This window comes from Carnobacterium sp., assembly GCF_040274425.1.
The window spans coordinates 41173-65138 of sequence record NZ_JBEMBC010000003.1 but is presented as its reverse complement, the minus strand read 5'-3'; the positions used below and the strand labels follow the sequence as shown (position 1 = coordinate 65138).

Sequence of the window (23966 nt, the reverse complement as noted above, 5' to 3'; positions counted from 1 at the left end):
TTTGTGCGTCTATCTCAACAATATTTAGTTCGACCAACAAAAAACCTTATTGCGTTTGAGTAGACGCAATAAGGTTTTTTAACTAACTCAGAGTCAATTTCTATTTGAGTTGATGCAACAAGGGTTAATTCGATCAACTCAGGGTCGATTTCTATTTGAGTTGACGCAACAAGGTCTAATTCGATCAACTCAGAGTCGAATTCTATTTGAGTTGACGCAACAAGGTCTAATTCGATCAACTCAAAGTCGGTTTCTGTTTGGGTTGACGCAACAAGGTTTAATTCGATTAACTCAGGGTCGATTTCTATTTGAGTTGACGCAACAAGGTCTAATTCGATCAACTCAAAGTCGGTTTCTGTTTGGGTTGACGCAACAAGGTCTAATTCGATCAACTCAGAATTGATTTCTGTTTGAGTAGACACAATAAGGTCTAATTCGATCAACTCAGAGTCGATTTCTGTTTGAGTAGACACAATAAGGCTTGAATTTACAAAATTGCTTACTTGTATTTCTATCTTTAATTTTTAAATAGGTCTTAATAAAGCAAACTTTAAAGAAAGCTAAAGCCAATGATTTGTCCTTGTAAAGTGGGACAAGTCATTGGCTTTTTTATATAAAAGAGAGCATTATTCGAAATCGTAGTGAAGTCCCCAGTCTTTTCTTAATTTATCCATAATTTCCATTACATCATGTGTAAGAGCAAGTGATGGATTTGGACCATCTGACAGAATCGTGTTGGTAATATCCGCTATTTCATAATTCATAGCTTGCTTAGTATCCCCAGCTTCAACAGTTTCCACTGAACCATCAGGCATAGTTAATGTTGCTTTATCTGCACGAGGGAAATCATTGACTGTAATAAAACCATTTTCAAAAGCAACAATTCCTGTTTTGGGCATTTTAGCTCTAAAGGTAAGCGAAATAGCAGCCAGTTCATTTTGATCATTTTTCAATAAGATACCCGACTGCTCATCCACACCTGTTTCATAAAAATTCATTGTTGTATGAATTTCATTGGGTTGACTAGTTAAGAAGAAGCGAGCAAATGATAGAGCATAAATTCCAATATCTAATAAAGCTCCTCCAGCAAGGTCTTTATTGAAAAAACGATTGGCTGGATCTTCTTCTTTTAAACTTCCAAATGAAACCTGGATCATCTTTAACTTTCCAAGAGATCCGCTTTGAGCGATTTCTTTTAGTTTATGGTAAAGAGGCATATGGTAAATGACCATTGCTTCTGCTAATACTAATTTTTTTTCTTTCGCTAACTTCATAGCTTGAGTTAGTTGATCATTGTTCATGGTAATGGCTTTTTCTGATAAAACATGCTTGCCGTGTTCTAAACTTTTTAAAATCAATTCAGCATGATGGCTGTGTGGTGTAGCAATGTAAACCACATCAATAGATGGATCTTCTAGTAGTGCATCATACGAACCATATGATTTTCCAATCGCATGTTTTTGGGCAAATGCTGCTGCTTTTTCATCATTTCGTGAACCGGCAGCGTAAAGTACGGCATTCTCAACATCAAACGCTTCCGCAAATTCAGTTGCAATTTGACCTAAACCTAAAATTCCCCAATTTAATTTTTTCATAGAAAGCCTCCTAAAATTTAGTTAAACAGTAGTGACTCTATTCTACCATTGAAAAACACTGGATTGAAAGAATAAAGTAGCCAGAACTACTTTTTATAAAAAACCTATAAAACTAAAGCATTCAAATTTGAAAGTTAACGTAATAGGTGTAAAATAAGGGTAGCACTTATTGAATAGATTTATTAACTGAAAGGGGAATGATTAAAATGCATGAAGCGTTAGTAGAAATTGTTTTAAGAGCTATAAAGGAGCAGTTTGTTAGCGAAAAAGCTTTTTATACGTCACAATTAGGCATTTCACCACAAAGTTGGGATCGATGGAAGAAAGGCAACCAAGGGTTAAAACCCGAAAATATGAATAAAATTTCACGACTATTTACAGATTATGAATGGATGCTGGTTCAAAAAGTTTGTCGAAATGCTACATTTTTCCCAGAAGTCAAAGCCAATCCAGTTAATGAATATTTAGCTATTAAATTTCATGTAGCACAAAAGTGGGTAAACAGTGGTATCGCTGAGCTCGAATTTAAAAAAGAAACGGAAGAACAACTAACTGAACATCATCGAAAACAGAATACGACTATTCTTAGAATTGAAGTGGAGTACGATTTTTGGAGTTACAAAGACATCATTGAATTACGTTTGCCTGGAGTTATCCAACAACAAATAAAAACCGATAAACCAAATTTATTAGAATGGTTCAACCAAAATATTCAGGATGCGTAGCTCAACTAAAAAGAGGATGCTTAGTGACCTGAAAGAGACTCAAATATAACAGGTATAAGCTTGAGTTTTTATACTCTGTTTTAGGAATTTGTTGATTTTTGAAACGCTTTCTTTTGACCGTAGCAATAAAATACTTTATTCTTAAGCTGTCAAATAGATAAAGAAGGAAGGGTTTCGCATGTTAATTGATTCTTATCCGTATTTGTTATTTAATGGTAACGCAGAAGAGGCGTTGAACTTTTATGCAACTGTTTTTAAAGCAGAGATTTTAGATATGAGCAAATTCAAAGATATGCCACCACACCCAGATAACCCTGTACTGCCTGATGAAATTCAAAATAAAGTGATGAATGCAACCTTGCAGCTTACAAATGGCAGCTATTTGATGTTTTCTGATAACCCGCTTGAAGGAGAATCCGGTTATAAACAAGGTAACAACGTATCTGTTACTTTAGTTTATGAAACAGCAGAGGAAACTCGCGAGGTCTTTGACCAATTGAAAGTAGATGGGAAAATATCGATGCCGCTCGAGGAAACATTTTGGAGCCCTTTATATGGAGATGTTGTTGATCGGTTTGGAGTTGAATGGCAGATTTCGACCTTTGTGCCCGGTATGATGGATAAAGCTGAATAAACCGATTGAAAAAGAAATATTATGGATAAAAAAAGCCTAGTAAGTGAAAGCTGCTAGAAAATTAGATAAAGAAGAGGTTGGGATAAAAATCCCAACCTCTTCTTTTAATTAAATCGTAATTTTTAAATCATTTGGTTTTAGAAGTTTTGATTTGATAAGAAATGGTTTAAATAACAGACTTAAAAGAGCTGGTAAAACAACAACAACGAAAAGATAAGAAAATGTAGCAGCCATTCCTTGAGAAGAAGCAATTCCAAAAATGGCGACTAATGCACATAAACCCATACCCGCAATTTCAGCAGAAGCTTCCAGACCAAAAAGTAGAACCCCCACAGGAGCTAAAAGCGTTCCGAGAATTAATGGGAATAAAGCCACTTTAGGGTGTTTAAGAATATTTCCTGTTTGAAGTTTCGGTGTAATGATTAGTTGGGCTAAAAATGTCCCAGCATCATTATCTTTTAAGCTAAGGAAAGCAAAGACTGTGAATTGCACGCTACATCCAATTAAAGCAGCTGCTCCAGCAGGACCATCCAACTGCAAAGCGAGTGCAATGGCTGCAGAAGAAGCAGGGGATAAAATAAGTAGGCCGAAAATCAGTCCTAGAACCATTGAAGATAAAAGAGGAAAGCCAGCTACAGAGGAAGTAATCAGCAAAGAGACGTTATTCAGTGTATAGGCGATTGGGGCAGATAAAAAGTAACCCACTAATCCACTGACCAAGATACTTGCAAAAGGGACCAGTATCATATTAAACCGTGTTTTGTTAAATAAGAAAGTACCCATTACAATAGCGATACCAATTGCCACTAAAGCGCCGACTGGTTCACCGCTTTTTAAAGAAAGTACGCCATCTATAAAAGTATATGCACGCCCACCAATAACGCCGGCTGCAGTTGCACTCAGTAGTGTGAGGATATCTGTCTTTAAATAATAACTAATTCCGATACCTAAACTAGGAATCAGTAAAGTTTTTGTAACAGCGCCGATCGTGATGAGTGTGGAAAAGCCTAATAATTCTCCAATACTTTGAATCAACAGTCCAATACCTAACGTTACCACTACAGCAGCAGCAATACCTTGCGAAGCTTTGTAAAGTTGATCTGTTAAAGTTTCGTTTTTCATTCGTAGTCCTCCAAAAAGATTTACTGTTAAAATTAATCGGTATTAATGTTATTATAAAGTAGTAAAATTAAAAGTACACTAACTTCACATCATAGTGTGTTTTTGATGTATCACATTAAGCAAAAGTAGATTGGAGTCTTTAAAAAATGAAGAAAAATTTAGCACTACTACTGATAGCAACAGGCATATTAGGAGGGTGTGAACAATTCAACCAAGAAACATCCGAACAATCTAGTCAATCTGCAGAAACTAGTTCTTCGAGTGTCACTTTAACACCGGAAGAAGAACAAAAATTAGCAGAAGAAGCAGAACATCAAGCAATGCTTGATGCTTTACCAGACGTCTCAACAGATGATTGGAATCTAGAATTAGTCAATAATTGGACGACAATAGATGAATCTATTGAAAGACCTTTAAGCGCTTTGCCAAACGGCTTATTAGTAGACCAACGAATTATTGAAGATTATACTGCGATGACTGAGGCTGGAAAAGAAGCAGGACACGAGATTATAGCTGTGTCAACGTATCGCTCTGTTGAACTACAAACGACAAACTACAATAATAGCATCCAGAAGTATGTAGACGAAGGGTATTCCAAAGAAGAAGCCGTTAAGTTGACAGAAGATTATATTGCTATTCCTGGTGGCAGCGAACATCATACCGGCCTTGCAATTGATGTAATGGATACAGAGTGGTTAAATTCTGGAAAAGGATTGATTGCTGAATTTGATACTCAAGAATCTCAACAATGGTTAGTTGAACATGCAGCTGATTATGGATTCGTCCTTCGATTCCCTAAAGGTAAAGAAGAAGAAACAGGAATTGAATATGAGTCATGGCATTTTCGTTATGTTGGAAAAGAGAACGCAGCTTATATGAAGAATTATGATTTGTCTTTAGAAGAGTATATCGTTTTATTAGACGAAGCTGGAAAGTAACTTTATTTTCGTGAATTTTTTTAAAATGAGAGGAAGAAAGTTGTGCCCCTTAAAAAGCAAAAAAAGAAAATCTACAAAACAACTAAACGCAAGAATAACAAAAAAATCGTTCCTAGCTATATCTTGATGACTCTTTTTGTTTTTGTATTTATCTTCCTTGGTACACTCTATTTCTTAAGTCAAGAGATCTCAGAAGTGCACATGCCGCAAGAGGAGACTCTAAATGAAGAACAGTTTATTGTTCAAATTGCAGATTATTCTAAAGTGCTGCAAGAGAAGTATGGAGTATTACCGAGTATCAGTATTGCACAAGCTATACTTGAATCAGATTGGGGCAATAGTGAACTTTCAATTAAAAATAATAATTATTATGGAATCAAAGGCAGCGATTTAGAGCCGACCGCAACGATGACAACTAAAGAATATGTAGATGGCGAATGGATTGAAATCAAAGCTGATTTCAGAAAGTATGCAACTTGGCAAGAGTCTATGGAAGATCATTCTGAGTTGTTTACTAAAGGAACAACTTGGAATGAGGATCAATATGCAAAAGTTCTAACCGCAGCAGATTACAAAGAAGCTGCTTATGCTTTACAAGAGAGTGGTTATGCTACAGATCCAGACTACCCAGAAAAACTGATTCGACTGATCGAACAATATAACTTAAATCAGTATGATTAAAAAGACAGACTTGATTCCTTCTGTAGAATGAATCAAGTTTTCCTCTTATAGAGAAAGAAATCGCTTTATAAAGTTACAGAATAATAGCAATTAGAGGAGACATTCGTTAAAATAAATAGTATGAATCTAACTAATGAGGTGAAAAAATGGAAGAAAAAAAAGGGTCACCAAGCATTACAACTGATTTAAGAAAACATTACGTTACGGTTCCAGAAATTATTGATACAGCTAGTGGTATTATCATAAACGGAAAAAGATTTCGGTCGCTTATTTTTACAACCGATATCGCCATCATTATGAATAACGATGCAGATGCGGTCATTGCAGTGTATCCATTTTCACCTCATCCGGCAATTATTCAAGGGATTACAACTGTAGCAAGCATGCCGGTTATAGCTGGAGTAGGTGGGGGCATTACAAACGGGCATCGTTCGGCAAACATTGCTTTATTTGCTGAAGCACATGGCTGTATTGGAGTCGTGTTAAATTCTCCAACTCCTACAGAAACGTATCAGAAAGTGAATCAAGTAGTAGACATTCCGATTATTTCAACAGTTGTCTCTGAGTATACGGACATTCAAGAAAAATTGGATGCTGGAGTTGATATTTTAAATGTCAGCGGAGCAGCTCGTACAACACATATTGTGCGAGAAATACGCAAGAAATTTCCTAAGGTACCCATTATTGCTACAGGCGGACCTACAGATGAAAGTATTAAAGAAACCATAGCTGCTGGTGCGAATGCTATTACATACACACCACCTAGTAATGGAGAATTATTTAGTGAATTAATGATGAAATACCGTGGACAAGAAGAACTCAAATATGAACAGCAACAAGAGTTAGAAGAGAAAGAATAAATTAAAAGGTTGGTGTAGAAATGAAAAATGGGAACAACAAAAAAAGCAAGACACTTCCTTTATGGGCGATAGTGAGTATCGTAATTGTTTTTCTTGCAGTAATTGGTGGAGGAATCATAGGGTATGCAGCCTGGACTGAAGCAAGAGATGAAAAAGCTGCTCAAAAAACAGCAGATACATTTATTGCGGCTTTAGAAAAACAAGATTATGCAGCTATGAGCCAAGTAGTTTCAGAAGAATCATTGAAAGAAATTGATTATACAAGAAAGTCTATGGCTGAGCGTTATGAAACAGTATACGGCGGTATAGGCGCAGCGGAGTTAACCGTATCTGGTTTGAAACTTGCACAAGATGAAGAAACAGATCAATATACATTATCTTATACCGTTAGTATGGAGACGGCTTTAGGATCATTAGATGAAAAGGTCTATGAAACAACGTTATCTCAAACTGAAAATGAGTATCAAGTAGATTGGAATACACATCTTATTTTTCCCGATATGGAACCAACAGACAAAATTTCTATCACCACAACTGTCGGTGAAAGAGGAGATCTTTTAGATAAAGACGGCTCTCCATTAGCAACAGAAGGTACTTCTTGGCAAGCAGGGATGCAACCTTCCACTTTAGGAGAAGGAGATCAAAGAACAACAAATTTAGAAAAAATTGCTGGAACATATGATATCACAATAGAAGAATTGGAAAATCTTTTAAAACAAGGATGGGTAACACCTGATAGCTTTGTTCCATTTAAAACTATGGTTAAAGATGCAGAATTGCCTCAAGTTGCTGGAGTAGTGTATCAAGAAATTACTGCTCGTACTTATCCTTTAAATGAAGCAGCAGCTCACTTAATCGGGTATGTTGGAGAAGTTTCCGCAGAAGATATCGAAAAAGATCCCACTCTAAGAACTGGAGACAGCATTGGAAAATCTGGTTTAGAGGCCACCTACGATGAACGGTTAAGAGGACAAAAAGGTGGACGCATAGAGATTCAAACAAGTGATAGCGAATTAAAAACGGTATTACAAGAAACTGAAGTCCAAAATGGTGAAGACATTACCTTGACCATTGATGCCGAAATGCAGCAAGCAGCTTATGATCAATTGTCAGGTGAAAGTGGCTCAGCTGTTTTCATGAGTCCAACAGATGGCAGTTTGTTAGTTTTAGTTAGCACACCATCTTATGATGCAAACTTGATGTCAAGTGGCATTAGTTCAGAGGATTATCAAACATATGCTGATGATCCAATGAGTCCGTTTCTAGCTCGTTATGCTGCTGGATATGCACCGGGATCAACTTTTAAAGTGGTCACAGCAGGTACAGGCTTAGATGCAGGAACGATCATTCCAGAAGAGACGCAGGAAATCGACGGATTATCTTGGCAAAAAGATGCTTCTTGGGGCGACTATAAAGTAACTCGTGTCAAGGATACTCCAAGTGTGAATTTAGCAGATGCATTTGCTTATTCGGATAATATTTATTTTGCACGAGAAGCATTGGAAATGGGTAGAGAAGTCTATGAAGCAGGCTTAGCTAACTATATTTTTGACGAAGATTTGAAATTACCGATTGCAATGAATCCCGCACAAATATCTAATAGTGGCACACTGGATTCAGAAGGGATTTTAGCAGATACAGCATTTGGGCAAGGGGAATTGTTGCTTAATTTAATTCAACAAGCGGTAACGTATACTCCTTTTGCAAATGAAGGAAACCTTGTGTACCCTAAACTGACAGCTGATCAAAAAACAGCAGAGCCAAAACAAGCTGTTACACCAGAATCAGCGGCTATTATTAAAGAAGATTTAGTTCAAACAGTACAAAAAGAATATGGATCCTCTCATAAACTAGCTGTTATTGACCAAAAAACTGCAGCTAAAACAGGTACAGCAGAAACAAGAGAATCAGAAACAGAAGGCGAAGATGCAGAAACAAATGGTTTCTTATTAGCCTTTGATGCTGAAAACAGCAGTTACTTGATGGTATCTATGATTGAAGGGAAATCAAGCGGAACAGTCATCGATGCAATGCTTCCAATGCTTGAAAAAATGGACACTTACTAGTAAAAGACTAGCAGTTGAAATTAGTTGAAAAAAGTGGTATATTATTTCTACTTTGTTAAAAAACAGAAAAATTTGAAGGAGACAATGATAAATGAATTCAGACCCCGATAGTCAGTCGTTGATAGGACAGATATTAATTATCGTTATATTGACAGCAGTTAATGCATTTTTTGCATCAGCAGAAATGGCATTCGTTTCGATAGATCAAGGAAAAATAAGAGAAAAGGCAGCTAAAGGTGATAAGAAGTCTTTGAATATCTTGAAGCTGTTGAGCAACTCAGATAACTTCTTAGCTACTATACAAGTAGCCATAACCTTAGCGGGATTCTTTTCAAGTGCATCAGCAGCAACCAGTTTTGCAACGCGCCTCGAACCCTATTTATCAACTATTCCAGGTGGGGCACAAATAGCAACATTTGTCGTGACGATTGTGCTATCTTATATAACCCTTGTATTTGGGGAATTATATCCAAAGCAAGTAGCTCTACAAAAAGCTGAAGAGGTTGCTCGCGCTACTTCTGGTACGATTCTAGTAGTACAAACATTCGCTAAACCTTTTGTACGATTACTTTCTTTTTCAACAAATATTTTAAAGAAATTAACACCAATAGACTTTACAGAAGAAAAAGAAAAATTAACACGTGATGAATTTCGAGCTTACCTAGAAAATAGCCAAATAGCTGGAGCAATCGATCCAGATGAATTCACTATGTTAAAAGGAATCTTATCCATGGATACTAAAATGGCTAGAGAAATCATGGTTCCACGTACCGATACATTTATGATTGATTATAAAGATGGAAGTGAAGTAAACATTCCTCAATTATTAGATATTCCCTATTCTCGTGTACCTGTTTATATCGAAGACAAGGACAGCATTATTGGGATCATCCATGTGAAGAATTTGTTGAAAGCTTCTCGAACAACTAAAATCGATGATATTGACTTAAAAGATATTTTAAATCCAGCTTTATTTGTTCCAGAAACCATTCATATTGATGATTTGCTGTATGAACTAAGACGTACACGTAATCAACTTGCAGTATTAAATGATGAATACGGCGGAGTTGTTGGTATTGTGACGTTAGAAGATTTACTCGAAGAAATAGTAGGGGATATCGATGATGAATACGATGAAACGTATAACATGATCGAACAAGTATCCGAAAGTATTTATTTAGTAGATGGTTCCACTCAATTGTCAAAATTTAATGAGTTCTTTGGAACAGAAATAGAATCAAACGATGTGGATTCTATTGCCGGCTATTTCATCACCCAATACGGAAATATTCCTCAACCAGATGATAACGCCAATGTGGAGTATGAAAATTACTTGTTAAAAGCCAATAAAGTAGAAGGTTCACGATTAGTGAGTCTTTATGTAGAACGATTAAACACCGTTGATGATGAAGAAGAAAATGAAGTATTAGAAGATTAAATTTGACCTCCAGGATGGGCAGCCTTCTGGAGGTTTTTTTGTCGCACATCTATAATTGTACAGATTAATGATTAGTGATTTTTCGTTACCGAAAAATTTTCTATATTAAACACATTTTGTTACAGAAATTTCACCTAATTTGTACTTGCTAGGTGAAATAGGTAAGAATGACGAGTAGAGGCGTTCTAGTTGATATTTGTTGATGGAAATAGGCTAAGAATGTCGGGTAGGAGCGGTCTAGTGAATATTTGCTAATGGAAAAGGGCTGAGAATGTCAAGTAGAGGTGGTCTAGTTGATATTTGCTGATTGGAATGGGTTAAGAATGTCGAATAGAAGCAGTCTAGTTGATATTTGTTGATGGAAATAGACTAAGAATGACGAGTAGAGGCGTTCTAGTTGATATTTGGTGATGAAGATGGGCTAAGAATGACGAGTAGAAGCAGTCTAGTGAATATTTGTTGATGGAAATAGACTAAGAATGTCGAGTAGGAGCGGTCTAATGGATATTTGCTGATGAAAATGGACTAGGAATGTCGAGTAGAAGCTGTCAAGGCAACATTTTCTCTCTAAGAGTGACATATGTGTTCTTAATTGAAAACAAACAAAAAGTACATTGTCTAAATGATAATGTACTTTTTGTGTGGTAAAGAGTATTTTCTATTCTTCACTAATGGAAGAGTCAATTGAAGGAATTTTATCTGCTGGTGGTTCTGACTCAATTATTTCTGGAGCAGAAGAAGAGTCTTCCGGTGTTTCTGGTTCAGGTTCTGGTGTTTCTACAGGTTCTGGATTTGATTCTTGAACAGGCTCTGATTCATCTGTCCCAGGTACTGGATTTTTAACAGGTTGTTTAGGAGTATTTGGTTTAGACGAGCTGTTATTGGATGACGAACCTGAACTTTTAGGTGTGCTTTTGTTATTTGAATATGTAGGGGTGTAGCTACTTGATTCAGTTGGTTCAATACTTTCATACTCAACACTGGAATCTTCGTCTTCTTCCACTTCGACTTCTTCTGGTTCGCTTTCAACAGATTCTTCCATTTCTTCAATGTCCGACTGATGGTCACTTAGGAAAAATAGTTTCGATTCTTTTCGAAAAACATTATTCTTATCTTCAGATACAGTAGAACTAACCTCAGATTCCACAACAGCAGACTCAGCTTCTTCTGAATTAGATGATGCTGTTTCAGTTATCGCAAGGCTCTCTGACCATGGTTTTTCTTGGTTTGTTCCAATAACGAGCACTACAATTAGAATGACAAATAAAATACCTAGATACCAATATTGTTTAATAAGTTCTAGTAAACTTTTATTACCCATGCCAAACTCCTTTCTTAAATTGCTTTAGTTTAATAGTATAACAATCTCTTTACAAATTCTAGCTTAATTTATGAGCTTACAGTAAAAACGACTATTAAATAACGAATCGTATAATGATTGAACGAGAAAATTGTTCGTTTTTTATACCTGTGCATCTAATTGGATATAAAAATGATTGACCTTTTACGTTAAAAAGCGTATATTCAATGTGAATGGATGACTATTTCGAGTCTTTTTCAACGCTTATGAACTCATAAGCAACGAGAAAGCTTTTTTTATTCTACTCTAAAACTATTAACGAAAAGAAAGGCTGGGCCTCATGAAAGAATTAGAAGAACGTATTTTAAGAGATGGGAATGTTTTAGGAGGAGAAGTTTTAAAAGTAGATAACTTTTTAAATCATCAAATTGATCCTAAACTTATGCAATCTATAGGAAATGAATTTGCTAAACATTATGCGAATAAAGGAGTCACAAGAATAGTAACGATTGAATCCTCAGGTATTGCACCTGCTGTATTCGCAGGATTGGCTTTAGGAGTTCCAGTGGTGTTTGCACGTAAGCAAAAAAGTTTAACGTTAACAGATGATTTGTATTCTACAGATGTTTATTCATTTACTAAAAAATCAACGAGTACGATCGTTATTTCTAAAAAATTTCTAGAAAAAACAGATCGCATATTATTGATTGATGACTTTTTAGCTAATGGGCAAGCAGCTAAAGGATTAATAAAATTATGTCAAGAAGCACAAGCGACAGTTGTTGGCATTGGTATTGTGATTGAGAAATCCTTTCAGATTGGCCGTCAATTGCTTGAAGAAGAAAATTATGATGTTTACTCATTAGCACGCATTCGTGCTTTTGAAGAAGGACAAGTAAAATTTGTAGAGGAATAAATTGACCTTATGAATAAGAAGGAACTGAACTAAAAGCTAAAGAATAGCTTTTAGTTCAGTTCCTTTGTTTAAGTACTTGATTTATAGTTGTTTTCCTTGCTATTTAAAGGGATTTTGATAATCTTAGAGAAGAATAAAATTTTTACCAATTAGTCAGGAGTGAAAAAAATGGAAGTAGATTTATCTTTTTTACTATTAATATTTGTTATTAACGTTGTTTACATCTCTTTGAACACGATCCGTTTTATGTTAACCATGAAAAGCTATCGCTTAGCAGCCTCACTCGTTTCAATGGTTGAGGTGACGATTTATGTTGTCGGTTTAGGATTAGTGTTGGACAGTTTAGATAATTATCTTAATCTGGCTGTTTATGCTTTAGGATACGGAGTCGGTATTGCTCTTGGAATTAAGATTGAGGAATTTTTAGCTCTTGGCTATATTATGGTTACCGCAATTGTTCCAGATTTAGAAACCAAAATGCCTGAAGAATTACGTAATTTAGGATACGGTGTGACAACAAGTCTTGCATTTGGTCGTGAAGGAGATCGAATGGTCTTAGAAATCTTGACACCTAGAAAAACAGAACGCAAACTGTATAAACAAATCAGCGAAATTGAACCTAAAACGTTTATTATCTCTTATGAACCTAAGTATATCAACGGTGGATTTTGGACCAAAAAAGTAAAAAAACGCCGTAAGGAAATTAGAAATGAAGAGAATAAATAAAAGCAACAAGTTATATTAAAATGTTTACTGAACAGAGGATCAGTTTTTCAAAGGTTGTCAATGACAGATAGCAAAATAACTGATAAACTAGGAACGAGAAGATAAAAAGTAATATAAATTGTTTTAGAAGGTAGTGATAGCTTTGTCTAATCTAATTAGTCCAGGGAAAATGATTGGGATCATTGGTGGCGGAGAAATAGCTCGCATGTTAGCTTTATCTGCTAAAAAAATGGGCTATCGGATAGGTGTATTGGATCCTGAAAAAGGATGTCCAGCAGCTCAGATTGCAGATTGGCAAATAATTGCTCCATTTGATAATCAAGAAGCATTGATGGATTTTGCAATGAAATGTGATGTAGTCACATATGAATGTGACACTATTGATGCAAATTTAATAATAAGAATGAAAAAGACAGTATCTGTTCCACAAGGTGCTGATTTACTGTCTATTACTCAAGATCGATTATTAGAAAAAGCCTATTTAGAAGCCAGTAATATCAATTTGGCTCCTTATGCCACGATTGTTACAGTAGAAGATATTAAAGGAGCAATAGACGGGATTGGATTTCCTTGTGTGTTGAAGACCATTAGCGAACGACATAATGGAAAAGATCGTTTTGTTCTTCAAAGTGAAGAAGATATTTCAAAAGCAACACATTTATTGAAAATGGGTACATGCGTATTGGAAGCTTGGATACCGTTTGAACGGGAACTATCTGTCATGGTCGCACGGAACCAGGCTAATGAAGTAGTTGTTTTTCCAGTATCAGAAAATATCCATCGGAATTCAATTTTACAGGAAAGTATCGTTCCAGCTCGAGTGGATCAGTACGTTGAAGAAGAAATAGAACGCATTGCTAGGGCTGTTGCTGAAAAGTTTGAGTTGATAGGGGTGTTAGGAATTGAACTGTTTATCACTTCCAGTGGTACACTTTATGTAAATGAAGTGATTCCAAGACCTCATCACTCAGGAAACTATAGTATTGAAGCTTGTTCTATGTCTCAGTATGATGCGCACATTCGTGCGATTTGCGGTTGGCCTTTACCTAAAATTGAGCTGATTACCCCAGCAGTCATGTTGACGATTTTAAGTGAGCATGAAGCAGCAGCAAAGGTCCAAATCCAATTAAAGCCGGATTGGAACTTTTATTATTATGGCAAAGAGAACTCAGAAAAGGGGCAAAAGATAGGCCATATTACAGTAGCAACCAAAAATATCGAAAAAACACTGTCCACCATTGCGGATACAGGAATATGGAAATAGGGAGCTAAGATAATTATGATAGAACGTTATACAAGACCTGAAATGGCGGCCATTTGGTCAGATGAAAATCGTTACAACACTTGGTTAGAAGTCGAAATATTGGCTGCTGAAGCTTGGGTTGAATTAGGGGAGATCCCTAAAGAAGATGTCCAAAAGATTCGTGCAAATGCTTCGTTTGAAGTTGAGCGCATTTTAGAAATCGAAAAAGAAACCAGACATGACGTAGTAGCTTTTACACGTGCAATTTCTGAATCATTAGGAGAAGAACGCAAGTGGGTTCATTATGGATTAACTAGTACTGATGTTGTGGATACTGCTTATGGGTACCAATTGAAACAAGTAAATGACGTTTTGCGTCAAGATTTACAAAAGTTTCTTGAAATTATTGGTAAAAAAGCTAAAGAACATAAATATACGGTTATGATGGGCCGTACTCATGGTGTGCATGCTGAGCCGACTACTTTTGGATTGAAATTAGCTCTTTGGTATTCAGAAATGAAACGCAACATTGAGCGTTTTGAACATGCAGCAAAAGGTGTCGAAGCCGGAAAAATAAGCGGAGCAGTTGGAACATTTGCTAATGTCCCAACTTTTGTTGAAAAGTATGTCTGTGAACAATTAGGAACGAGAGCTCAAGAAATATCTACTCAAGTTCTTCCTCGGGACTTGCATGCTGAATATGTCGCTGCAATGTCTTTAATTGCGACTAGTATTGAGAAATTTGCTACAGAAATCCGTGGATTGCAAAAATCTGAAACGCGTGAAGTTGAAGAATTTTTTGCAAAAGGACAAAAAGGATCGTCTGCTATGCCACATAAGCGCAATCCCATTGGTTCTGAAAATGTAACGGGTCTAGCACGTGTTATTAGAGGCCACATGGTAACAGCATACGAAAATGTTACTTTATGGCATGAACGTGATATCTCTCATTCATCTGCTGAACGCATTATTCTTCCAGATTCAACTATCTTATTAAATTACATGTTAAATCGTTTTGGAACGATTGTTGAAAAATTAACTGTTTTTCCAGAAAACATGAAACGCAATATGGATGCCACATTTGGATTGATTTACAGCCAACGTGTGTTGCTTAAACTGATTGATAATGGGATGAGCCGTGAAGCTGCATATGATTTGATTCAACCAAAAACAGCTGTATCTTGGGATGAACAAGTGTTATTCCGTCCATTACTTGAAAATGATAAAAAAATCATGTCTATTTTGACTACCAAAGACCTGGATGATGCTTTTGATTACAATTATCATTTAAGAAACGTAGATGAAATTTTCCAAAGAGTTGGTCTAGGTGAATAAAACTGTTCTTGTAAATTTAAGCGTAATATAAATACTAATTGAAGTATAAAAGCATAGGAATCTTTATTTTTCCTATGTTTTTTTTAACACATTTTTTTAAGAGGTGTACAACGTGAAAAACGGATAGCTGGTTCATAAAATATTTATATTTTTTTATTGAATAGAGGTTTTGAAATATAGGTTAATACTGAGTACATAGTTTACAAGAAGACTGAGGAGGGTGAAAAATGAGGATAGAAAAGGCTAAAGTTGTGATAGCAATGTTGCTATTTGGATCAATTGGGTTGATGGTCAAAAATATTGAACTGACTTCAAGTGAAATTGCTCTTTATCGTGGAGTATTAGGAAGTTTATTCTTGTTGATGTTCATGCTCTTTAAAAAAAATAAGGTTTCGTATGGGCTGTTAAAAAAGAATGCAGTTGTATTGTTTTTTTCTGGAACAGCTATTGGTTTAAACTGGATTTTATTATTTGAAGCCTATAACTACACAACGATTGCCAATGCTACGTTGAGCTATTATTTTGCCCCGGTAATCGTGATGGTTGTTTCTCCTTTTTTACTGAAAGAAAAATGGATGCTAAATAAAGCAGGAAGTATTTTATTGGCTATGGTTGGCATGTTTTTAGTCGTTGGGACAGGCAAGCAATCAAATATGGGTCACTCTCATTCGGTCGGAATCCTTTATGGATTAGGTGCAGCTATTTTATATGCAAGTGTGATGATGTTAAATAAATTTGTAAAAGATTTGACTAGTTTAGAGAGCACGATGATTCAACTAATGGTTGCTTCTGTTATACTTGCTCCTTATGTCTTCTTTACACAAGGGTTCGATGTAGTAGGGATAACAATCACGTCAGTTCCTTATCTTATCGTTTTAGGAATCGTACATACTGGTTTAGCTTATGTATTGTATTTTTCAGCGATGCAAAAATTAAAGAGCCAAACGGTTGCTCTGTTGAGTTACATTGACCCAGTTGCTGCAGTAGTGATGTCAGCACTTTTCTTGGGAGAAGCAATGAGTGGCATTCAAATTGTTGGTGGTGTATTAATATTGAGTTCAACATTTATTGGAGGACTGAAATGGCCAAAAAAAATTCCCATGATAGAGGAGAAAATAAAATAAAATAAAATAAAAAGACAAAAGAGAATTTGTCTTTTTATGTGATCTTCAACTATTCAAGGTCCGCTTTAAAAAGCGGACCTCAGGATGGGGGATCTTTACAATTATAAAAAAAGTAAAGAAAAATAGTTTCTGTTTGGAACAAGCTTATTATATCGTTCTAGTATAAATTCTATGTAAATATTTAGTAGTGGTTAAGTAAATTTTATTTTAAAGGTTAGATTTGGTTGAATACATAAAGGTATAGAAGTAAACTTGAAGTTAGGTAAGAAAAATCTTATAATTGGTACAGGCGTAAAAGATATAAAAAGCTGGTTTTTTCTGTGTAGATAAAAGTGATAACTAAAAATAGGCAGGTGAGCAAAATGTCTAAACCAAAAAAACTAGTAGAGGCAGCATACCAATACAGTAAGGAACAAATCTTAACCAAACAATGGTTACCTCAAACACATATTACAGAAATTGGGTTGTCTAAAAAGTTAGGTATTAGCCGGACTCCAATTCGACAAGCTTTTCTGAGATTAGAAGAAGAAGGTTACATAGTTATTGAACAAAATAAAGGCATACGAATTCGTGAAAATCAGATCTCGTTGCAAGGATTTCATGAACGATTAGAGTTTATGGAACTCCTATTAATTGATTATCTGCATTTTTTACAAATAAAGGAAATCCAGTTTGATACAGAATTTTTAGAGAATATATTGGATCAAATGAAAAAAGTGACCTATTTAAAAGAAATAGAGGTCTTTTCAACTATTGAATTTGATTATTGGAAGAGTCTTTACCGTTATGCTAAAAATACTTATACAACGTCTCTATTCTTAGATACATTTAGGAGTATCAGCGGACAAGCAGATCAAGAGATTCAAGGTTTTCTGCAGATAAGCCAACCTACGAAATTAAAACATTTTAACCAGATTTTGATTTTTTTGAAAAACAATGATTACGCATTAGCTAGAAAAGAAGTGCGTATTTTAATCAATCAGCTTAGTTTGATTGCGATACAGGGAATTTAGGAACTACCGTGATTTAAAAATTGGATGAGGGGAAAAAAGATTCTTTTTTTAAGAGTCTTTTTTCTTTTCTACATTCTTCATTTGAAACTGTTCATTTACTACTCGGAGAGGCTTTATTTGTGGTAAAATTATTCTTGAGAAATTATGCAAAACTTTAAAAGTTTTTGCTAGACTGGTGAAGTCCAAATTCTATTTTTTAATTTGAAATAGGATGTTATAAAAAGAGAGGATGTAAATAAATTGGTATTACGAGATGACTTATTAAATGGAATGAATCCCAAGCAAAAAGATGCAGTTGTATGCACAAAAGGACCTCTTTTAATTATGGCTGGAGCAGGAAGCGGTAAAACACGTGTCTTAACACACCGTATTGCCTATTTGATTGAAGAAAAAAATGTTAATCCATGGAATATTTTGGCTATTACATTTACAAACAAAGCTGCTAAGGAAATGAAAGAACGGGTAACGCGTCTCTTAAAAGAAGGTGGAAATGATGTCTGGGTCTCTACTTTTCACTCGATGTGTGTCCGGATTTTACGTCGCGACATTGATCGTATCGGCTATACGCGTGCATTTACGATCAGTGATCCAGGTGAACAACAAACTTTAATGAAACGAATTTTAAAGGAACGGAATATTGATCCTAAAAAATATAATCCTAGAGCAATCTTAGGTGAAATCAGCAATGCTAAAAATGAATTGCAGACACCCGAAGACTACCGTAAAACGGCAGCAAGTTTTTTTGAGAATATTGTCGCGGATTGTTACGATGATTATCAAAGAGAATTGCGTCGCAACCAATCAGTAGATTTTGACGATTTGATCATGTTGACTATCCGCCTATTCAAAGAAAGCTCTGAGATATTAGAACACTACCAAAATAAATTCCACTACATTCATGTGGATGAGTACCAAGATACAAATGAAGCACAGTATACTTTGGTAAATATGTTGGCGGATCGATTTAAAAACTTATGTGTTGTTGGAGATGCTGACCAAAGTATCTATGGATGGCGCGGAGCAAATATGGAAAATATTTTGAACTTTGAAAAAGATTATCCAGACGCAAATACTGTTTTACTGGAACAAAATTACCGCTCAACTAAATTGATTTTACAAGCGGCTAATGACGTGATTGGAAATAATTCAAAACGTAAAGTTAAAAAACTTTGGACGGATAACCACGATGGCGAAAAAATTACGTATTACCGTGGGCAATCTGAAGGGGACGAATCACGTTACGTTATTTCTAAGATACAAGAGGAAATGAAAGAAAATAATTACAACTATGGTGATTTTGCAGTTCTATACCGTACTAATGCTCAATCACGTGTCATTGAGGATAGTTTGTTAAAATCTAATATTCCTTATAAAATGGTCGGAGGACACAAATTCTACGATCGTAAAGAAATCAAAGATGTTTTAGCTTATCTTCGATTGATTGCCAACCCTGATGACAATATGAGTTTTGAACGGATTGTTAATGTACCTAAACGTGGTATTGGCCCGGGAACGATAGAGAAGTTGAGAGATTCTTCCAATCAATACGACTGGTCTCTTTTAGAAACAGCTTTAAATGTTTCTATTACACCGATAACTGGAAAAGCTGCTAATGAACTTGAAGGATTTGGCTTTATGATGAAAGATTTACGTCAAATGCAAGAATACGTACCTGTGACGGAATTAGTGGAAGAAGTATTAAAACGCAGTGGCTACCAAAAGGCACTAGAATTAGAACGGACTCTAGAATCTGAAACACGCTTAGAAAACATTCAAGAGTTCTTGACCGTAACACAACAATTTGAAAAAGAAAATACGGAAGATAAAACATTATTAACATTCTTAACGGATTTGGCATTGGTTTCTGATCTAGATAATTTAGAAGAAGAACCTCAAAGCGAAGTAACCTTAATGACACTTCACGCAGCTAAAGGATTAGAATTTCCGATTGTTTTCTTGATTGGCTTGGAAGAAGGGATTTTCCCATTATCACGTTCGATGATGGAAGAAGACCAATTAGAAGAAGAACGTCGTCTGGCTTATGTTGGTATAACACGAGCAGAGAAAAAACTATATATTACAAATGCTTATTCAAGGGTTTTATATGGTCGTACTCAAAGCAATTCGGCTTCTCGATTTATCAATGAAATCACGGATGAGGTCTTAGAACTAGGAAATCAACAAAATCTAAATACACCATTTAGCCGTTCGACAACCAGTTCTATGCAACGCAATCAAGCAACTCGAGCTACTAGCCAAGTTTATAAAGCTCCGGTAGCTAGCAAAACATCAAGTGGAGCTGATAAATTAGCGTGGAATGTTGGAGATAAAGCAGTTCATAAAAAATGGGGTGTGGGTACAGTAGTTAAAGTTACCGGTGCAGCCAATGACCTCCAACTTGATATAGCCTTTAAAGAACAAGGCATCAAAAGACTACTAGCAGCCTTCGCCCCAATCGAAAAACAGGATGCGTAGAGACCCTGAAAGACACACAGTAAAAACAGGGAATCACAGAGAAGATGTTTCATCTTCGGCGGGATTCATCTTTTTTACACAGTGTCTGGGTCTCGCAGCTCAACTACAGGATGCGGAACTTCCCGGTTAGACATGCAGCGATTTTAAACAATTGAAAGCAAGAGCATCCCGCGCATTGCGTCAATTTTTGAAATAGCCTAGTGTCTGGGAAGAGCAGCTCAACTTGAAGGATGTGTAGCACAACGTTTAGGCTTGATAGAAAAACAAGAAAACTCGCAGAGGATGTAACAACCTCGAAGAGTTTACGTTTTTTCCGAAAGTCTGGTGTGCGAAACTCAACTAAAAAAGGATGCGTAACTTCTCGTTGAGACACGCAGTATTACTCAACAATTAATAATGTTTTCCTATAAAATCTAAAGTACGAAAGGAATTAAGGGTATGTCCACACAAGATTTTGAATCTGCGAAACAACGGGTATTCGATTTGCGGTCGTTATTAGACAAATACAGCTATGAATATTATGTGAAGGATGCGCCATCTATACCCGATACGGATTACGATAAGTTGTACCACGAATTAGTTGCTTTGGAAGAAGAATTTCCAGACTTAGTCAGTAATGATTCTCCTACACAACGCATTGGAGGAACAATTCTGCCTGGTTTTGAAAAAGTGGTTCATGAAGTACCTATGTTAAGTCTTGGAAATGCATTTAACGAAGGAGACTTACTTGATTTTGATCGCCGTATCAAAAAAATAACGGATCAACCATTTAGCTACATTTGTGAGCTGAAAATTGATGGTTTAGCCGTATCGTTAAAGTATGAAAAAGGGAAGCTGGTTCGTGCTGCTACACGTGGTGATGGAACCGTGGGTGAGAACGTGACTCAAAATATTCGTACTGTTAAGTCAGTTCCGTTGCGCTTGAAAAATCCTTACTCCATTGAAGTGCGCGGGGAATGTTACATGCCCAAAGATTCCTTTATTAAATTGAATCAAGAACGCGAAGAAAATGGAGAAGCAATCTTTGCAAACCCAAGGAATGCAGCAGCTGGTGGATTGCGTAATTTAGATCCAAAAGAAACAGCTAAACGAAATTTAAATACCTTCTTATACACAATTGGTGATTTTGGTGAGTTAACAGCTATAAGCCAAGAAGATGCACTCCATCAATTAGATGAATTGGGACTTCGAACCAATCATGACCGCAGAGTGTTCCAAACAATTGAAGAAGTATGGGCGTACACTCAAGAATTTCAAGAAAAAAGAACCGCCTTGCCTTATGAAATCGATGGCATCGTGATCAAGGTAAATGAGTTTGCTGTTCAAGAAGAAGTTGGTTTTACCGTTAAAGCTCCTAGATGGGCTATTGCCTACAAGTTTCCGGCAGAAGAAGCTCATACAGTGATTCGCGATATCGAATGGTCAGTTGGCCGAACGGGAGTCGTGACACCAACGGCTATTATGGATCCAGTTCAATTAGCGGGCACCACGGTTCAGCGAGCAAGTCTGCACAATGAAGATTTGATCCATGAACGAGATATCCGCCTATTGGATACTGTAGTCGTTCATAAAGCAGGAGATATCATTCCAGAAGTCACTCGTGTCATTTTGGATGAACGACCGGAAGACAGCCAACCTTATGCGATTCCTACGCACTGTCCGGCTTGTGACAGCGATTTGATTCATTTGGAAGAAGAAGTTGCTTTACGTTGCATGAATCCCAAATGTCCAGCTCAAATTACGGAAGGCTTATCTCATTTTGTTTCTCGAAACGCGATGAATATTGACGGATTAGGCATTAGAGTATTAATGCAAATGTTTGAAAAAGACATGGTCCATGATGTAGCAGATCTTTATACATTAACGTTTGACCAACTGGTTACGTTAGATAAAATCAAAGAAAAATCAGCTAATAATCTACTAAATGCTATTGATGCAAGTCGCGGCAATTCATTAGAAAGATTGCTCTTTGGATTAGGCATTCGTCACGTAGGTGCAAAAGCGGCTAAATTAATTGCAGAACGCTTTGAAACAATGGAAGCTGTACAACAAGCGGAAAAAGACATGATTATTTCAATTGAGGGTATTGGAGAAATTATCGCTGAAAGTGTCGTCGCGTATTTCAGCCTACCAGAAGTGAACGAACTGATTCAGGAATTAAAAAACAGCCAGGTCAACATGAATTATTTAGGTAAGAAAAAAGAAGAAGTTGCAACAGTCGATTCATATTTTAATGGGAAAACGATTGTCTTGACGGGGAAATTGACGCATTTTACCCGTGAAGAAGCAAAAGAGCGCATTGAAAATCTTGGAGGGAATGTGACAGGGAGTGTCTCTAAGAAAACTGATTTGGTCGTTGCTGGTGAAGAAGCCGGCAGCAAGTTAGCAAAAGCTGAATCATTAAACATTCTTGTCTGGGATGAAGATCAGTTGTTGGAAACATTAGAAGGAGAGGAATAAGTAAATGAACAAAAAAGCAATTGCCTTAATGGCTGCCTGTGCCTTTATTTTAAGTGCCTGCCAAACGAAAGACTCGGATATAAAAGAAACAGAGTCTGTTGGTGAAGAAACTGAAACAACAAGCCAATTATCAGGTGATTATTACAGTGCAATCATTACGGATGGAACTTACAAAACCAGTTTAAACAGAGGGGTAACGTTAGGATTGAACTCAAATGTAAACTTAAAGGCATTTGAGACAGGATTAATGGATTTATCACAAAGTCATTTTTCACCAGATTCTTATTACTTTCAAGAAGGCCAATACATTAATGCTGAAACCACTAGTAAGTGGTTAGCCCGTGCGAGTGAAGAGAATCCAGAAGGTTTGAATCCAGAAGACAATGGAAACCTTGAACCAAATGAACGGAATCCAATTTATTTAGATTCATTATTGGAACAGAATTATATGGTACAAAATGGTGATGGATTTGCACTAGGTGGGATTTCTATAGGTTTAGCAATGAATACTGTAGATTATTATACAAAAAAAGAATTCGGCGCAGAATTTGAAACAGAAATTTCGCGAGAAGAATTATTAGCAGAAGGTAAAAAAATGGCTGATAAGATCGTGCAACGCTTACGGGAAACGGAAGGTATTGGGGATATACCGATCGTTGTTGGTATTTTTGAACAATCTACAAAAGATAATTTAGCTGGCGGAGTATACATTTCAGAATCAATAAGCCAAGATGGGGCAACTACAGTACAGGATTGGAAGTCAATCAATCAAAAGAAAGTGGTTTTTCCAACTAGTGGAGAAGAAAGTACTGAGTTATCTAGCTTTGAAAACTTCAAATCAGAAATTGAAAATTTCTTCCCAAACTTAAGTGGCGTAACAGCTGAAGCACTTTATACGGATGACCAAATTGTGAATATGAAAGTATCGATCAACACACAATTTTATGGAGAAAGTGAAATTATTGCTTTTACCCAAAATGTTGCTGAAAAGGCATCTTCGTATCTATTACCAAATATACCAATAGAAATTACGATAAAATCAATAAACGGTACTGAAGCATTCCTATCTCGAGAAGCAGGCGAAACCGAATTCTATACCCACGTATTTGATTAGGATGTGTAGCACACCGCTTAGACTTGACAGAATTACGTTTTTTCCGAAAGTCTGGTGTGCGAAACTCAACTAAAGGATGCGGAGTGTCCCGTTTAGCTCCGTAGAAAAATAGGGAATTCCCACAAGAGGCTAAGCCGCGAGGAGAATTTCATCTTTTTTCCTAGGAGCTGGGACATGCAACTCAACTAAACAGGATGCGGA

The 23966-nt window shown here is 36.2% G+C and carries 20 protein-coding genes; 16 read left to right on the top strand and 4 right to left on the bottom strand.

Translation table 11 applies throughout. The features are described 5' to 3' along the window. Positions 1-14: 14 nt before the first annotated feature. Positions 15-473, bottom strand: coding sequence for a hypothetical protein (locus ABS911_RS01220; RefSeq protein ID WP_350465903.1), 459 nt, complete (start codon positions 471-473; stop codon positions 15-17). Between the two features lie 153 nt (positions 474-626). After that, entirely contained in the window at positions 627-1595 is a 969-nt protein-coding gene (locus ABS911_RS01215; RefSeq protein ID WP_350465902.1) for a Gfo/Idh/MocA family protein, read from the bottom strand. 206 nt (positions 1596-1801) lie between these two features. On the opposite strand from ABS911_RS01215, the gene ABS911_RS01210 reads away from it, so the two are divergent. Continuing rightward, complete coding sequence (locus tag ABS911_RS01210; protein ID WP_350465901.1) at positions 1802-2320, top strand: hypothetical protein; 519 nt, start codon at positions 1802-1804, stop codon at positions 2318-2320. A 178-nt stretch (positions 2321-2498) separates the two neighbouring features. Continuing rightward, positions 2499-2954, top strand: a complete 456-nt coding sequence (locus tag ABS911_RS01205; RefSeq protein WP_350465900.1) for a VOC family protein — start codon at positions 2499-2501, stop codon at positions 2952-2954. A 108-nt stretch (positions 2955-3062) separates the two neighbouring features. Here ABS911_RS01205 and ABS911_RS01200 read toward each other — a convergent pair whose 3' ends face one another. Then, positions 3063-4076, bottom strand: a complete 1014-nt coding sequence (locus tag ABS911_RS01200; protein ID WP_350465899.1) for a PTS sugar transporter subunit IIC — start codon at positions 4074-4076, stop codon at positions 3063-3065. Positions 4077-4222: 146 nt separating this feature from the next. Between ABS911_RS01200 and ABS911_RS01195 the strand changes: the two genes are divergently transcribed. The 5 genes from ABS911_RS01195 to ABS911_RS01175 all read left to right on the top strand — a co-directional run bounded on the left by ABS911_RS01195 (position 4223) and on the right by ABS911_RS01175 (position 10059). Continuing rightward, positions 4223-5014 (top strand): M15 family metallopeptidase, encoded by a 792-nt coding sequence (locus tag ABS911_RS01195; protein WP_350465898.1) that lies wholly within the window; start codon positions 4223-4225, stop codon positions 5012-5014. A gap of 42 nt (positions 5015-5056) precedes the next feature. Continuing rightward, positions 5057-5695, top strand: a complete 639-nt coding sequence (locus tag ABS911_RS01190) for a glycoside hydrolase family 73 protein (RefSeq protein WP_350465897.1) — start codon at positions 5057-5059, stop codon at positions 5693-5695. Positions 5696-5841: 146 nt separating this feature from the next. Beyond that, the gene (locus ABS911_RS01185) at positions 5842-6555 is read left to right on the top strand and encodes a beta/alpha barrel domain-containing protein (RefSeq protein WP_350465896.1); all 714 of its coding nucleotides are present in this window, start codon (positions 5842-5844) and stop codon (positions 6553-6555) included. Between the two features lie 20 nt (positions 6556-6575). Further along, entirely contained in the window at positions 6576-8621 is a 2046-nt protein-coding gene (gene pbp4, locus ABS911_RS01180) for a penicillin-binding protein PBP4(5) (protein WP_350465895.1), read from the top strand. Positions 8622-8712: 91 nt separating this feature from the next. Further along, positions 8713-10059, top strand: coding sequence for a hemolysin family protein (locus ABS911_RS01175; RefSeq protein WP_350465894.1), 1347 nt, complete (start codon positions 8713-8715; stop codon positions 10057-10059). Between the two features lie 658 nt (positions 10060-10717). On the opposite strand, the gene ABS911_RS01170 is transcribed toward ABS911_RS01175, so the two are convergent. After that, positions 10718-11380, bottom strand: a complete 663-nt coding sequence (locus ABS911_RS01170) for a hypothetical protein (RefSeq protein ID WP_350465893.1) — start codon at positions 11378-11380, stop codon at positions 10718-10720. A 319-nt stretch (positions 11381-11699) separates the two neighbouring features. Here ABS911_RS01170 and ABS911_RS01165 point away from each other — a divergent pair, with 319 nt between their 5' ends. The 9 genes from ABS911_RS01165 (at position 11700) to ABS911_RS01125 (ending at position 23765) form a co-directional block, all read left to right on the top strand. After that, positions 11700-12275, top strand: coding sequence for a xanthine phosphoribosyltransferase (locus tag ABS911_RS01165; RefSeq protein ID WP_350465892.1), 576 nt, complete (start codon positions 11700-11702; stop codon positions 12273-12275). A gap of 168 nt (positions 12276-12443) precedes the next feature. Further along, entirely contained in the window at positions 12444-13001 is a 558-nt protein-coding gene (locus ABS911_RS01160) for a DUF2179 domain-containing protein (RefSeq protein ID WP_035023684.1), read from the top strand. Between the two features lie 133 nt (positions 13002-13134). Beyond that, on the top strand, positions 13135-14265 hold the full coding sequence (gene purK, locus ABS911_RS01155; protein ID WP_502880486.1) for a 5-(carboxyamino)imidazole ribonucleotide synthase: 1131 nt from the start codon (positions 13135-13137) through the stop codon (positions 14263-14265). A gap of 15 nt (positions 14266-14280) precedes the next feature. Then, positions 14281-15579 carry an adenylosuccinate lyase gene (gene purB / locus ABS911_RS01150; RefSeq protein ID WP_350465890.1) on the top strand — a complete coding sequence of 433 codons (1299 nt, stop codon included), beginning with the start codon at positions 14281-14283 and terminating at the stop codon, positions 15577-15579. Positions 15580-15806: 227 nt separating this feature from the next. Next, positions 15807-16703 carry a DMT family transporter gene (locus ABS911_RS01145; protein ID WP_350465889.1) on the top strand — a complete coding sequence of 299 codons (897 nt, stop codon included), beginning with the start codon at positions 15807-15809 and terminating at the stop codon, positions 16701-16703. Positions 16704-17065: 362 nt separating this feature from the next. Next, positions 17066-17716: a GntR family transcriptional regulator gene (locus ABS911_RS01140; protein ID WP_350465888.1), complete on the top strand. Its 651-nt coding sequence runs from the start codon at positions 17066-17068 to the stop codon at positions 17714-17716. A 240-nt stretch (positions 17717-17956) separates the two neighbouring features. Further along, positions 17957-20191, top strand: coding sequence for a DNA helicase PcrA (gene pcrA / locus ABS911_RS01135; RefSeq protein ID WP_350465887.1), 2235 nt, complete (start codon positions 17957-17959; stop codon positions 20189-20191). 438 nt (positions 20192-20629) lie between these two features. Continuing rightward, positions 20630-22651 carry an NAD-dependent DNA ligase LigA gene (ligA, locus tag ABS911_RS01130; protein ID WP_350465886.1) on the top strand — a complete coding sequence of 674 codons (2022 nt, stop codon included), beginning with the start codon at positions 20630-20632 and terminating at the stop codon, positions 22649-22651. A 4-nt stretch (positions 22652-22655) separates the two neighbouring features. Then, positions 22656-23765 carry a CamS family sex pheromone protein gene (locus tag ABS911_RS01125; protein ID WP_350465885.1) on the top strand — a complete coding sequence of 370 codons (1110 nt, stop codon included), beginning with the start codon at positions 22656-22658 and terminating at the stop codon, positions 23763-23765. Positions 23766-23966: the final 201 nt, after the last annotated feature.